Here is a 13,759-nt window from a genome sequence, read left to right on the forward strand (position 1 = left end):
GCAATCGACGAGCGCAACGATGTCCACCGATCCTCGCCACACGCACAGCCCCCATAACGGGCTCGTCGTCAGCGGCCTCTGCAAAAGCTACGGGCCGGTGCAGGTCCTGGCCGATGCGAGCTTCGAGGTGCGGCCGGGCGAGGTCGTGGCGCTGCTTGGCGAAAACGGCGCCGGCAAGTCGACTGTCTCGAACATCATCGCCGGGTCGACGAAACCCGATACCGGCACCATCACCTGGCGGGGGAACGCTTATTCCCCCGCCAATCCTGCCGCGGCGATCGACGCCGGCATCGGCATGATCCACCAGGAGCTGAAGCTCTTGCCCGATCTGTCGGTCGCCGAAAACGTCTATGTCGGGCGCCTGCCGATGCGTGGCGGCCGCATCGACCGCGCGGCAATGAATGCACGGGCATCGGCCCAGTTGAAGCGCCTCGGTCTCGATGTCTCGCCCGAGCGCAAGGTGCGCACGCTGCGTATCGCCGCCCAGCAGCAGGTCGAGATCGCCAAGGCGCTGACGCTCAATGCCGAGCTGCTGATCTTCGACGAACCGACGGCCGCCCTTGGCGGCGAGGAAACGGAGCTCCTGTTCCAGCAAATCCGCAAGCTCAAGGCGGAAGGCATGTCCTTCATCTATATCAGCCACCGGCTGGACGAGATCGCCCAGATCGCCGACCGCGTGGTGGTGATGCGCGACGGGCGCATCATCGCCCGGCACGAGCGCGCCGACATTCCGGTGCGCACTGTCGTCGAGCAAATGGTCGGCCGCAGTGTCGAGCGGATGTTCCCTACGGTATCGGCGCCGGGCAACGACACGCTGCTCGAGGTCGAAAACCTGTCCTCGCCGGAACGCAGCTTCCAAAATGTCAGCTTTTCAGTGCGGGCTGGCGAAATCCTCGGCATTGCCGGGCTGATCGGCGCCGGACGCACGGAGCTGGTGCGGGCGATCGCCGGTGCCGATCCGATCTCATCGGGATCGGTGCGCGTCGCCGGCAAGCCGGTGCATCTCAATGGCCCGGCGGCGGCGATCAAGGCCGGCGTCGTCCTGGTACCGGAAGACCGCAAGGCGCAGGGCGTGGTGCTCGACCAGACGATCGGCGAGAACCTGGCGATCGGCAATTTCGACCATGTCGCGCCGAATGGCTGGGTGTTCCCGAAGGCGGTGCAGAAATTCGCCGAGGCCGGCATTCGCCGGCTCGGCGTCAAGGGCCGGCCGAACCAGGCGGTCAGCAAGCTCTCCGGCGGCAACCAGCAGAAAGTGATCATCGCCAAATGGGTGTCGCGCCCGCCCAAGGTATTCATCCTGGACGAGCCGACGCGCGGCATCGACGTCGGTGCACGCGCCGCGATCTATGATGTCATCGCCGACCTTGCCCGCTCCGGCATGGCGGTGGTGGTGGTGAGCTCCGACCTCGAGGAAGTTCTCGGCCTGTCGCATCGCGTGCTGGTGCTGAGCCGCGGCCGGCAACGCGGCATTCTCGACCGCAGCGAAGCAAGCAATATCGCCGTCATGGAACTCGCCACGAGCTAGGAACAGCCCATCGAAACAAAGCGCAGCAGGTGGTATCCTCCCGGGCACCAGACCGCGCGGGGCGCCAGCAACAGAGTTGGCGCCCCTTTATTTCCGGAGGACGGCGGTTGGAGCAGAGGGACCGACGATGAAATTATTCGACCTTCATGGTGACGTGGCACTTGTGACAGGCGCCGGCAGCGGCATCGGGCAGGCAATCGCCATTGGGCTGGCCGAGGCCGGCGCCGACATAGCCTGCTTCGGCCACGCCTCGAAAGGCGGGCTGGAGGAGACCGCGCACCGGATCACGGCACTCGGCCGCAAGGCGCTGGTGCTGAACGGCACGGTGACTTCAGAGGCCGATCTCGCGGCCGCGATCGAGCGTACGGAGATGGAACTCGGCGCGTTGACCATCGCCGTCAATAATGCCGGCGTCGCCGGAGCTGAACCGGCAGAGATGCTGTCGCTGGAGAAATGGCAGAAGCTCTATGACGTCAATGTCAGCGGCGTGTTCCTGTCCTGCCAGGCCGAGGCCCGCGCCATGCTGACGCGGCGCAATGGCTCGATCATCAACATCGCGTCGATGTCGGGCTCGATCGTCAATCGCGGCCTGACCCAGGCGCATTACAATTCGTCGAAGGCCGCGGTGATCCACATGTCGAAGAGCCTCGCCATGGAATGGGCCGATCGCGGCCTGCGCGTCAATGTCGTCAGCCCCGGCTACACGCTGACGCCGATGAACAAGCGGCCGGAGGTCGCCGACCAGGTCAAAATCTTCGAGCGCGACACGCCGATGGGCCGCATGGCGGCGCCGGAGGAGATGGTCGGCCCGACCGTGTTCCTGGCCAGCCGCGCCTCGAGTTTCGTCACCGGCATCGACCTGATCGTCGATGGCGGCTTCGTCTGCTGGTAGGAGAAAAAATGCAGATGCGATTCCAGGGAAAAACGGCGGTCATCACCGGCGCCAGCGGCGGCATTGGTGCGGCAATGGCCAGGCGCTTCGCGGCGGAAGGTGCCGCGGTCGTCGTCAGCGCCATCGACGCGCGCGTCGACGAGGTCGCCGCCGATCTCAAGGCTGCGGGCGCCAGGGTCGCATCGCTGCGCATGGACGTGACCAAAAAGGACGAGGTCGTCGCCCTTTATGACCTGGCCGAGCAACAATTCGGCCGCATCGACATCTCCGTGCAGAATGCCGGTGTCATCACCATCGCCAGGATCGAGGCGATAACCGAGGCCGAATGGGACAAGGTGATGGCGGTCAACACCAAGGGCGTGTTCCTGTGCTGCCAGGAGGCGATCGCGCGCATCCGCAAGCATGGCGATGGCGGCCGGCTGATCAACACCGCATCCGGCCAGGCGCGGCAGGGCTTTATCTACACGCCGCATTATGCGGCCTCGAAATTCGGCGTCGTCGGCGTCACCCAGAGCCTGGCCAAGGAAGTGGCCAAGGAGAAGATCACCGTCAACGCGATCTGCCCCGGCATCATCGACACCGATATGTGGGCCTATAACGACGCCGCATGGGGCAAGTTGATGGGCGACTACAAGCCCGGCGAGCTGATGGCCGAATGGGTGAAGAACATCCCGATGGGCCGCGCCGGCAGCGGCGAGGATGTCTCCGGCCTGGTCAGCTTTCTCGCCAGCGAAGATGCGGCCTACATCACCGGCCAGACCATCAATGTCGATGGCGGCCTGATCATGTCGTGAGCGGCGCGGGCCGACGTACCATCCACCGGATATGAAAGCCGCTTCGCTGCGTTCAGCCTGGTCGGCCGGCCCGTGCCAATCCATGCTCCACGAGCCGGTCGATGATTTCGGAATAGCTGACGCCGCTCGCCGCCATTGCCTTGGAATACATGCTGATATCGGTGAAGCCGGGGATGGTGTTGATTTCATTGACCAGGAATTGCATGTCCGGTGTCAGGAAAAAGTCGACGCGCGCCATCCCGTCACAGCCGACGGCTCTGAAAGCCCTTGCGGCCACGTCCCGCATGGCTGCCTCGACCTCCGGCGGCAGTTCGGCCGGCACTTTAAGTGCCGCGCCGTTCTCGTCGATGTATTTGGCATCGTAGCTGTAGAAATCGTGGCTTTCGGCCGGCACGATCTCGCCTGGCCGCGAGACGAACAGGTCGCCTGCCGGGTCCTCCAACACGCTATATTCGATCTCGCGCCCACGAATGAATTCCTCGGCCAACAGCTTGCAATCGTGCCGGAAGGCTTCAGCAAGCGCTCCATCGAATTCCTGGCTGGCATGGACTTTTCCGACGCCGACAGACGATCCCTGACGCGCCGGTTTGATGAAGAACGGCAGGCCGAGTTCGCTTTCCAGTGCAGCGAGGGCGGGCGCCGCACCTTCATGGATCGTCACTGAGCGCGCGATTGGCAGCCCCGCCGCTTCCAGGAGCCGTTTGGCGATGTCCTTGTCCAGCGCGGTTGCCGAACCCAGGATGCCGCAGCCGGCGAGCGGCACCCGAGCCACCTCGGCCACCCCCTGTACCGAGCCGTCTTCGCCATGAGGGCCGTGCAGGACAGGAAACAGGATGTCGATCTTCGGCAGATCATAGGGCGTGCCGTCGGCCGGGATCGCCATCATCCGTCCGCGCCCGCCCGGAACCAGGCAAACTTCCATGCCGGCCGCAGGTTTTGCGAGCGTACCATCCTGGAAGCTGCTCAGCAGCCACTGTCCTTCGCTCGTGACGAAGATTGGGAGGGCATCGTATTTGGCGGACAGCAGCGCACGCATGACATTGGTTGCTGAAAGCACCGAAACGTCATGTTCGGCGGAACGTCCGCCAAAGAGCACGGCAATTCGCAGTCTGTTCAAGGAAGAGGTCATGAAAGCCTCGGATATGATCTGGTGTTGAAAGGTCACAAGCCGGCGGCGATCCCGCGGTTGGCGAAGAAGTAAGGCATTTTGGTCTGCTGCATTGTATCGGTACCCTGTCCTCGCGGCTCGCATACGGGATGACCGGCAACCTTGGCTTTTTTCGAACCGATCTGCGGGTCCATGTAAAAAGACGGGCCGTGAAATTGGCACCGGCGTTAATCGTTGCGCGACGTGAACGTTGGTATATATAATTTCATCCCATGAAAGTGGCTCTGGGCGAGTTGCCGAGCCAACAGCCGAGATCATGGGACTTTGATGGTTTGCCCCTCAAGACCGGCGATCGATCCGTGGATGACTGCTTCGGCAGCAATCCTTCGGCAGTCATGACGCGGCCGGTCCCGCCACATCTTCACCAATTTTGGCACCACCCCCGTTTTGCGCCGGCATCCGCTTCGGCAGCATTGTGGCGCCTGCGGCCTTGCGCAACGACCAGCTTTTCCAACACAATCAAAAAAGACGCAAGAAGGGAACGAACGATAACGTCCACCAGAGCTTGACAGGAGAACAAGCATGTCACTTCGGAGCATGATTTCGAATTTCTCAATGGGAGCCTTAACACTTGCCGCAGCCGCACTGACATCTTCGGCCTATGCGGCAGCGCCGGAATCCAACGACCCGATCAAGATCGCACTGTTCGATTGGACCAGCGTCAATCTGAACGCCAAGATACTCGGCGGCATCCTCGAAAAGCTCGGCTACACCGTCGAATATCCGACCGCCGACTATCTCTCCAGCCTGACCACCGGCCTGACCAATGGCGACATCGATGTCGGCATGGAGTTCTGGGACACGACTGCCGGCGAAGCGATGAAGGCCTCGGACGCGACGGGGCAGACCGAACGCCTCGGCAAGCTCGGACCCAAGGCCAAGGAAGAATGGTGGTTTCCCGAATATATGAAAGAGAAATGCCCCGGCCTGCCGAACTGGGAAGCGCTGAAAGATCCGAAATGCGCCGAGGCCTTTTCGACGGCCGAAACCACACCGAAGGGGCGCTATCTCGGCGGCCCGGTGACATGGGAAGGTTTTGACGACGAACGCGTCGAGGCGCTGAAACTGCCCTTCACCGTCATCCATGCCGGCACCGATGCGGCGATGTTCGCCGAACTGGACTCGGCCTATCAGCGCAAGGCGCCGATCATGCTGTGGATCTATTCGCCGCATTGGGCGCCGGCCAAATACAAGGGCGAATGGGTCGAATTCCCCGACTATACGACAGAGTGCTACACCGACCCGAAATGGGGTGTGAACCCCGACGCGAAATATGACTGCGGCAAGCCGCATGGCGAGATCTGGAAATATTCCTGGGCCGGCATGAAGGACAAATGGCCTGTCGCCTACAAGGTCGCGAAAAACTACACGGTCGACACCGACGAGCTCAACAAGATGAGCGGCGAGATCGATCTCGAAGGCAAGACGCCGGAAGACGTCGCCGCCGCCTGGATCGCCGCCCACGAAGCCGACTGGAAAGCCTGGGCCGAGTGACCGTCTGACTGGAAATCCGACGACCCGGCCATCCGTGGCCGGGTCTCGATCCCGTGTTCCAGAAGGACGATCGCATGACCGATACGATTGAACAGGCGGCGAAAGCGGGCAACGATGCCCGCCCGATAAAGCTTGCCTGTCGCAATGTCTGGAAGCTGTTCGGGGCGGACGCGGCCGATTTCATCCGCCGGCGCGACGGCAAGGCCAGCCTGGCGGACATCGCCGCTGCCGGACTGGTTGGCGCGGTGCGCGCCGTCGATCTCGAAATCCGCCAAGGCGAGATCTTCATCATCATGGGACTTTCGGGGTCCGGCAAATCGACGCTGGTGCGCTGCATGTCGCGGCTGATCGAGCCGACCCACGGCAAGGTCGAGTTTGAAGGCAAGGACCTGCTCAAGATTTCCGATGCCGCGCTGATCGAGCTGCGACGCCACCGCATGGGCATGGTGTTCCAGAATTTTGCCTTGCTGCCGCATCTCAACGTACTGGAGAACATTGCCTTCCCCCTCGGCATCCAGGGGCAGGACCGGCCGACGCGCGAGAAGCGGGCCCGGGAAGTCATCGAGCTGGTCGGCTTGCGCGGTCGCGAGCATTTCTATCCGCGCGAGCTTTCCGGCGGCCAGCAGCAGCGTGTCGGCATCGCCCGCAGCCTCGCCACGAAGCCGGAAATCTGGTTCCTCGACGAGCCGTTCTCGGCCCTCGATCCGCTGATCCGCCGTGAGATGCAGGACGAGCTGATGCGGCTGCAGACCATGCTGCACAAGACCATCGTCTTCATCACCCATGATTTCGACGAGGCCATCCGGCTGGCCGACCGGATCGCCATCATGAAGGACGGCGAGGTCATCCAGATCGGCACGCCGGAAGAACTGGTGGTCAATCCGGCGACCGACTATGTCGCCGAATTCACCCGCGACGTCGATCGCGCCAAGGTGATATCGGCGCGCAGCCTGATGCGCGCCTGCGACGGCGCCGAGTACGGCGGCACGGTCGCGCCGGATGCCAAGATATCAAGTTTTTCGGCTGATATCGTCTCTGCCGGCAAGCCCTTCGCGGTGGTCAACGGCACCGGCAAGCCGATCGGCTTAGTCACGCCGCAGGCGGTGATCGATCTTCTCGCCGGCATAGAACGTCGTGGGGCCGGCGCATGACGGTCACGGCAAGCGCCAGCGCAGCGAGGCCCCGGCCGGTTCAAACCTGGCTGGCGATCTGGGCCTGCGCGCTCGCCGCCGTGCTTATCGTCTTCCTGCTGCAGGAAAGCCTGCCCTGGGCGGTCAATTACCCGGCCGGCGCGATCGTTCCTGTCGCTGACTGGGTCGGTGCGCTGATGAACTGGGTGAAGTCGAACTTCTCCTGGCTGACCCGCTCGATCACCGCGGTGCTCGGCGTGCCGCTCGATTTCGCGCTCGGTCTTCTGGCCAAGAATTTCAAGATCGGCCATGGCGCGGATATGATCGTCTTGCCGCGCCTGTCCTGGGTCGGCGTCTGCGCTGCCGCCTACCTTGCCGGACGCGCCGCCGGCGGCTGGAAGCTGGGTGCGCTGGCCGGCGGCTGTTTTCTCTACATCGCGCTGTTCGGGCAGTGGACCAGCGCCATGCTGACGCTGGGCTTGATCTCGATCGCCGTGCCGTTTTGCATTGTCACCGGGCTGTTCGCCGGCATCTGGGCATGGCGCAAGCCTTGGGCGGAGAGGTTGTTGATCTCCCCTGCCCTCGATCTGATGCAGACGATCCCGACCTTCGCCTATCTGATCCCGATGCTGCTTCTGTTCGGCAACAGCCCGGTCTCGGCAATGATCGCGACGGCAATCTTCGCGACGCCGCCAATGGTGCGGGCGACGATGCTCGGCCTGTCGCGGGTGCCGTCGGAGATCGACGATTTCAGCGAGATGGCCGGCTGCACGGCACGGCAGAAACTGTGGCGGGTGCTGTTGCCGTCGGCGCGGCCGACATTGATGGTCGGCGTCAACCAGGTCATCATGCTGGCGCTCAATATGGTGATCATCGCCTCGATGATCGGTGCCGGTGGGCTCGGCTATGACGTGCTTTTGGCGTTGCGCGCACTCAAGGTCGGCGAGGCCATGGAAGCTGGCCTCGCGATCGTCGCACTGGCAATTGCACTCGACCGGCTGAGCCAGGCGATCGCGCACAATCACGCCAAGGGCAATGTCCGCCACCAGGCCAGCACCAGTTTCTGGCGGCGCTATCCCAATCTGACGCTGGCCGTCGCCATTCTCGCCGTCGCCACGCTGCTCGGCCTGTTCGTGCCGGCCTTTGCCGCGGTGCCGAAAGCGATCACCTTGACCACCGCGCCTTTGTGGAAGGCGGCGGTGAACTGGATCACCATCAACTTCTTCGAAACGATCGAAGCGTTCCGCGTGGCGCTTATCCTCAATGTGCTCAACCCGGTGCGCGCCTTCTGCGAGGGCTTTCCGTGGCTGGGCGCGGTGTGTCTCCTCGGCCTTGCCGGCTACCAGCTCGGCGGCTTGCGCCTCGCCGCCCTGGTCGCGGCATTGACAGCGTTCTGCGCCGCCACCGGACTTTGGGAAAAGACCATGGCGACGGTCTATTTGTGCGGCATCTCGGCCTTTATTGCCTGCCTGATCGGCATCCCGATCGGGCTGATGGCATCGCGCAGCGACCGCTTCGAAAAGATCGTCACGCCGGTCATCGACACGCTGCAGGTGCTGCCGTCGTTCTGCTTCATCATTCCGGTGGTCATGCTGTTCAGGGTCGGCGACGTCACCGCGATGATCGCCACCGTCGCGTTCGCCGTGGTGCCGGCCATCCGCTATACCAATCACGGCATCCGGCAGGTGCCGCCGGCGCTGATCGAGGCGGCGAAGGTTTCGGGCTGCACCAGGCGCCAGACCTTCTTTCGCGTGCAGCTGCCGCTGGCGTTGCCCGAGATTATGCTCGGCGTCAACCAGACCATCCTGATGGCGCTGGCGATGATCATCATCTGCGCCATGGTCGGCACGCGCGATCTCGGCCAGGAGGTGTTCATCGCCCTGTCCAAGGCCGATTCCGGTCGCGGCATCGTCGCCGGCCTGGCCATCGCCTTCATCGGCATCGTCGCAGACCGGCTGTTCAACGCCTGGACGGCGAAGGCTCGGGCAAGGCTGGGATAGTCCGGAATAGGACGGCCTCAGGAAGCTGCCGCCAAGCGCGCCGTTAACGAGGCACCGATCCCTACGCCTAAAGACATAGCCATTCGGGATTATTGCTCGTTTTTGCCTCACATCGTACGGCTGCCATGGGACGGGCAGGCTCAACAGGAGAGCGGATAATGTCTACACGCGTTCCCTTTACTACCGGTGATCTAGCAGATCATCAGCGGGGTATCGATGACGCCCTCACAGGCGATCCGAATACGAATATCTTGACCGGCGACGCTGGCGGCAGCCTGCTCGATTTCTCAAGAGGCGGCAACGACACCTTTACGGAAACCGCACCGTCGACCTACACCCTCTACGGCGACGCGGCTCGGAGCTTGTTCAATTTTGCTCGGGGCGGTGACGATACCTTCACCACGGGGCTGTCATCCTCCACCACTACTGCCTTTGGTGACGCGGGCGACGATATGTCGGACCATAGCAGGGGCGGCAACGATACCTTCAACAGTGGCGTGGCAAGGCAGGTAGTCGATACCTTCTACGGTGACGCCGGCGGCAAGATGTTCGGCTATGCCCGGGGCGGGGATGACACTTTCCTGACCAGCACTGTACAAGGAGCTACCCACACCTTCTACGGTGATGCGGGCGGCGAAATGTCGGATCACAGCAAGGGCGGCAACGACACCTTCCAGGGCTCCAGGCAGGCCACGAACACCTTCTTCGGTGACTCCGGCAGCAACATGTCCGGCAATGCCCAGGGCGGCGACGACAGCTATACGAGCCGGACCGACTCGCTCAACACTTTCTACGGCGATGCCGGCGGCGATATGTCGGGCAACAGCAAGGGCGGCAACGACACGTTCACGGGCGCGTTCTTTTCCACCAGCACTTTCTTCGGCGATGCCGGCGGTGACATGTCGGACCATGCTCAGGGCGGCGACGACCGTTACACAGACCTAGGTGGGGCGATCCCGAGCAAAACTCTTTATGGCGATGCGGGCGGCGATCTTTCCGGTTTTGCCGCGGGCGGCAACGACAACTTCACGAGCGCGGGTGGCTCGGAGATAACTTTCTACGGCGACGCGGGCGGCAGTATGTTCGACCATGCGCTTGGGGGCGATGATGTGGCCGTGCTGCACGGCACCCATAATTTGGGGTATGGCGACGCTGTCACGATGCTCGGCAGCGCTGTGGGCGGCAATGACACCCTGACCGGCGGGGACAAAAGCGCCTTTCCTGATGTTCTAAACGAGTTGTACGGCGACGCATTCGCTATGTCGGAGTCCGCCACGGGCGGCAACGACATTCTTACCGGGGGCCACAACAGCGAAAGCGGCCAGGTCCGTAACTTCTTGTGCGGCGACGCTCTGCAGATGTCCGGTTCGGCCACGGGCGGCAACGATACCCTGTACGCCGGGAGCGCGGCACCCGGCTGTACGGTCATCAATGACATGTGGGGGGATGGGCAACTGAGCGAGTTGGCTCAGGGCGGCCGAGACCAATTCATATTCAAGGACGATGGTTCAATGACGGTCGGAACCCAAAACACCATCTACGACTTCAACCAGACCCAAGGCGACACCATCGTGTTTAGTGGCGTGGGGGGCGTGCAATCGTTCGATGATCTCACAATTGCGCAAAGTGGAACCAGCACCATCATTACAGCGGGAGACGATCAAGTTACTCTCGCAAATTTTACGAGCCCGCTGGCAGCGAGTGACTTTCTGTTCGTCTGAGAGAGCGAAACCCTACCCTGTTCGAATGAACTGGAATGCGGTGAGAGTTCGTTGAAGATCGTCGCGGCCGGTCGCCCCAATAATGCTCGACCGGCCGATCGACAATTCCAGCCGCAGTCATGGATCAGGCGGCCAGGAATCTCTCGGTCAAACGAGCCCAGAGCGCTGCGCCGACGGTCAGATTGCCGTCGTTGAAATCATATTTCGAGCTGTGCAGGATGGCTGAATCCTCGCCGTTTCCGAGGCGCAGGAAGCAACCGGGTTTGTGTTCGAGGAAATAAGAAAAATCTTCGCTGCCGGGGATCAACGGGCAGACGGACACCTTGTCCTGACCGACGAGTTCGACAGCGATGTCTGTCGCAAAGGACGTCTCGCGCTCGGAATTGACCACCACCGGGTAGCCGCGCTCGTAATCGATCTCGACCGTTGCGCCATGCGCCTGCGCCACAAGTGCTGCGATATTGCGAATACGCTGCTCGAGCGTGTCGCGGATCTCGGCCGAGAAGGAGCGGACGCTCAGCGTGATTTCGGCGTGTTCCGGGATGACGTTGGAGGCCGTGCCTCCGTGAATCGTGCCGACGGTGACGACAGCCGTCTCGATCGGGTTGACGTTGCGCGACACAACCGTCTGCAGGGTCATGACGATGTTGGCGGCAGCGACGATCGGGTCGACCGTCAGGTGCGGACGCGAGGCGTGGCCGCCACGCCCGGCGATCCTGATGGTGACGGTATCGCTCGCCGCCATCAGCGGCCCGGCGCGCATCAGGAACGAACCCGTCGGCGCGCCCGGGTGGTTGTGCAGCCCGAATATCGCATCGCAGGGAAAGCGCTCGAACAGGCCGTCGGCGATCATCGCCTGCGCCCCGCTTCCCTTGCCGGCTTCCTCGGCCGGCTGGAAGATAAGGTTCACCGTGCCGTTGAAATGCCGTGTGCGCGCCAGGTATTCGGCGGCGCCGAGCAGCATCGTGGTGTGGCCGTCATGACCGCAGGCGTGCATCTTGCCGCTGGCCTGGCTGGCATAAGGGAGATTGGTCGCTTCGGTGATCGGCAGGGCGTCCATGTCGGCACGGATGGCGATGCTGCGGCCGCTGCCCTGGCGCAGGCGGCCGACGACCCCGAGCCCGCCGACATTGCGCGTCACCTCATAGCCCCAGCTTTCGAGCCGTTCGGCAACGTATGCAGCCGTTTCGTGCTCCTGGAATGAAAGCTCGGGATGCGCGTGCAGGTGCTGGCGGGCCGCTGCAAGCTCGGCGGCCTTGTCGGCGAAGTCGGAAATGTCGGCGAACTGGTTGGAGGTCTTTGGCATGGGAGGTCCTTTGCCGGCCGAGCAGGTGCCGCGCCGGCTTTGCTTTTAGATGAAACGGCTTAAGAAAGCCCGCGTGCGCGGGTGCCTGGGTTTAGCGAGAACCTCGTCCGGAGGTCCGGCCTCGATCACATTACCGTCGTCCATGAACACCACCCGATCCGCCGCTTCGCGGGCGAACCCGATCTCATGCGTGACCACGATCATGGTCAAGCCCTGCCTGGCGAGATCGCGCATGGTGGCGAGCACCTCGCCGACCAGCTCCGGATCGAGCGCCGACGTCGGCTCGTCGAAGAGCATCAATTTCGGGCGGATGGCGAGCGCACGGGCGATGGCGACGCGCTGCTGCTGGCCGCCTGAAAGCTGGCGCGGATAGGCGTCGATCTTGTCGGCAAGACCGACACGGGTCAGCAGTTCGCGGGCGTAGCCGATCGCCTCCTTGCGGTTCTCCCGGTGAACGCCGACCGGAGCCTCGATGACGTTCTGCAGGGTCGTCATGTGCGGATAGAGATTGAACTGCTGGAACACCATGCCGATCTTGCGCCGCTGCGCGGCGATCGCGCGGTCGGAAAGCTTGTCGAGGCGGCCGTCGCGCAACCGGTAACCGATCTGCTCGCCGTCCACCTCGATCGACCCCTGGTCGATCGCCTCGAGATGATTGATGCATCGCAGGAAGGTCGACTTTCCGGAGCCGGACGGTCCGAGAATGACCACCACCTCGCCAGGCGCGACGTCCAGATCGATGCCCTTCAGCACCTCGAGCGGGCCGAAGGCCTTGTGAACGTTGCGCGCCCGGACCAGGGGCGTGTCATGCGCGCTCATTGGCGGCCTCCAGGGTGGCGGTCGCCGTCTTCTCGCGCGCGCCGCGGTCGCCGCGGCTGTAGTGGCGTTCGATCGCGCCTTGCGCGACATTGAGGACCGAGGTGATCAGCAGGTACCACAGCACTGCAACCATCAGCAGCGGAATGATTTCGAAGGTGCGGTTGTAGATCGACTGCACCGAGTAGAGCAGGTCGGCCATGGCGATGACGCTGACAAGCGACGTCGCCTTGATCATGCTGATCAGCTGATTGCCGGTCGGCGGCACGATCGACCGCATCGCCTGCGGGATGATGATGCGCCGCAAGGCCCGCGCGCGGGTCATGCCGAAGGCTTCAGCCGTTTCGGCCTGTCCCTTGTCCACCGACAGCAGCCCGCCACGGATGATCTCGGCCATGTAGGCGGCCTCGTTCAGCGCCAGACCAAGAACGGCGGCCGTCAAAGGCGTGATCAGGTCGTTGGTGTTCCAACTGGCGAAGCCAATGGAAATGCGCGGAAACAGCGTCGAAAGGTTGTACCACAGGATCAATTGCACCAGCAGCGGCGTTCCCCGGAAGAACCAGATGAACAGGCCGGAGAGAAGGGATGCCAGCCTGTCGTTCGACATGCGCGCGATGGCGAGCAGCAGGCCGAGCACGATACCCAGGATCATCGCCACGACCGTCAGGCCGAGCGTTACGGAAAGCCCCTGCATGACCGTCGGATCGAAGAAATACTGGGCGACGACCGGCCAGCCGAAATTCGGGTTGACCGCAACGATATAGGCGAAGCCGGCTGCCACGGCGACGGTGAACGCCCAGAGCGCCAGCCGGACGAGCGGAAACGGCCGGTGGGCTCGTTTGACGTCGCGCAGCGCGTCGTCGGGATGTCGCGGCAGCCCGGCCGCGTAGGCAGCGGTGGCGTCGGTCAT

Annotated in this window: 11 protein-coding genes; 7 read left to right on the top strand and 4 right to left on the bottom strand. The window is 63.1% G+C overall.

The features are described 5' to 3' along the window. The first annotated feature begins 19 nt into the window (after nucleotides 1-19). From NKI47_RS11910 to NKI47_RS11920, 3 genes are all read left to right on the top strand, one after another. Entirely contained in the window at nucleotides 20-1,528 is a 1,509-nt protein-coding gene (locus NKI47_RS11910) for a sugar ABC transporter ATP-binding protein (RefSeq protein ID WP_352590135.1), read from the top strand. A 127-nt stretch (nucleotides 1,529-1,655) separates the two neighbouring features. Further along, nucleotides 1,656-2,420 carry an SDR family oxidoreductase gene (locus tag NKI47_RS11915; protein WP_352590138.1) on the top strand — a complete coding sequence of 255 codons (765 nt, stop codon included), beginning with the start codon at nucleotides 1,656-1,658 and terminating at the stop codon, nucleotides 2,418-2,420. 8 nt (nucleotides 2,421-2,428) lie between these two features. Then, on the top strand, nucleotides 2,429-3,214 hold the full coding sequence (locus NKI47_RS11920; protein ID WP_352590141.1) for an SDR family oxidoreductase: 786 nt from the start codon (nucleotides 2,429-2,431) through the stop codon (nucleotides 3,212-3,214). A gap of 52 nt (nucleotides 3,215-3,266) precedes the next feature. Here NKI47_RS11920 and NKI47_RS11925 read toward each other — a convergent pair whose 3' ends face one another. Then, nucleotides 3,267-4,343 carry a D-alanine--D-alanine ligase family protein gene (locus NKI47_RS11925; protein ID WP_352590425.1) on the bottom strand — a complete coding sequence of 359 codons (1,077 nt, stop codon included), beginning with the start codon at nucleotides 4,341-4,343 and terminating at the stop codon, nucleotides 3,267-3,269. A gap of 561 nt (nucleotides 4,344-4,904) precedes the next feature. Between NKI47_RS11925 and NKI47_RS11930 the strand changes: the two genes are divergently transcribed. From NKI47_RS11930 to NKI47_RS11945, 4 genes are all read left to right on the top strand, one after another. Further along, a complete protein-coding gene (locus NKI47_RS11930) occupies nucleotides 4,905-5,876 on the top strand; it encodes an ABC transporter substrate-binding protein (protein WP_352590144.1) in 972 nt (323 codons plus the stop codon). 74 nt (nucleotides 5,877-5,950) lie between these two features. Then, nucleotides 5,951-7,027, top strand: a complete 1,077-nt coding sequence (locus NKI47_RS11935) for a quaternary amine ABC transporter ATP-binding protein (RefSeq protein WP_352590147.1) — start codon at nucleotides 5,951-5,953, stop codon at nucleotides 7,025-7,027. Next, nucleotides 7,024-9,006, top strand: coding sequence for an ABC transporter permease (locus tag NKI47_RS11940; protein WP_352590150.1), 1,983 nt, complete (start codon nucleotides 7,024-7,026; stop codon nucleotides 9,004-9,006). Before NKI47_RS11935 ends, NKI47_RS11940 begins: the two co-directional genes overlap by 4 nt. A gap of 158 nt (nucleotides 9,007-9,164) precedes the next feature. Further along, nucleotides 9,165-10,727, top strand: coding sequence for a hypothetical protein (locus NKI47_RS11945; protein WP_352590153.1), 1,563 nt, complete (start codon nucleotides 9,165-9,167; stop codon nucleotides 10,725-10,727). A 124-nt stretch (nucleotides 10,728-10,851) separates the two neighbouring features. Here NKI47_RS11945 and NKI47_RS11950 read toward each other — a convergent pair whose 3' ends face one another. The 3 genes from NKI47_RS11950 to NKI47_RS11960 are packed head-to-tail and all read right to left on the bottom strand — an operon-like array spanning nucleotide 10,852 to nucleotide 13,759. Next, on the bottom strand, nucleotides 10,852-12,033 hold the full coding sequence (locus NKI47_RS11950; RefSeq protein WP_352455185.1) for a M20 aminoacylase family protein: 1,182 nt from the start codon (nucleotides 12,031-12,033) through the stop codon (nucleotides 10,852-10,854). Between the two features lie 45 nt (nucleotides 12,034-12,078). Continuing rightward, a complete protein-coding gene (locus NKI47_RS11955; protein WP_352590157.1) occupies nucleotides 12,079-12,852 on the bottom strand; it encodes an amino acid ABC transporter ATP-binding protein in 774 nt (257 codons plus the stop codon). Beyond that, nucleotides 12,839-13,759 carry an amino acid ABC transporter permease gene (locus NKI47_RS11960; protein WP_352452533.1) on the bottom strand — a complete coding sequence of 307 codons (921 nt, stop codon included), beginning with the start codon at nucleotides 13,757-13,759 and terminating at the stop codon, nucleotides 12,839-12,841. The genes NKI47_RS11955 and NKI47_RS11960 overlap by 14 nt, the downstream gene beginning before the upstream one ends.

It is taken from the genome of Mesorhizobium sp. M0633, from assembly GCF_040320645.1.
Classification (GTDB): Bacteria; Pseudomonadota; Alphaproteobacteria; order Rhizobiales; family Rhizobiaceae; genus Mesorhizobium.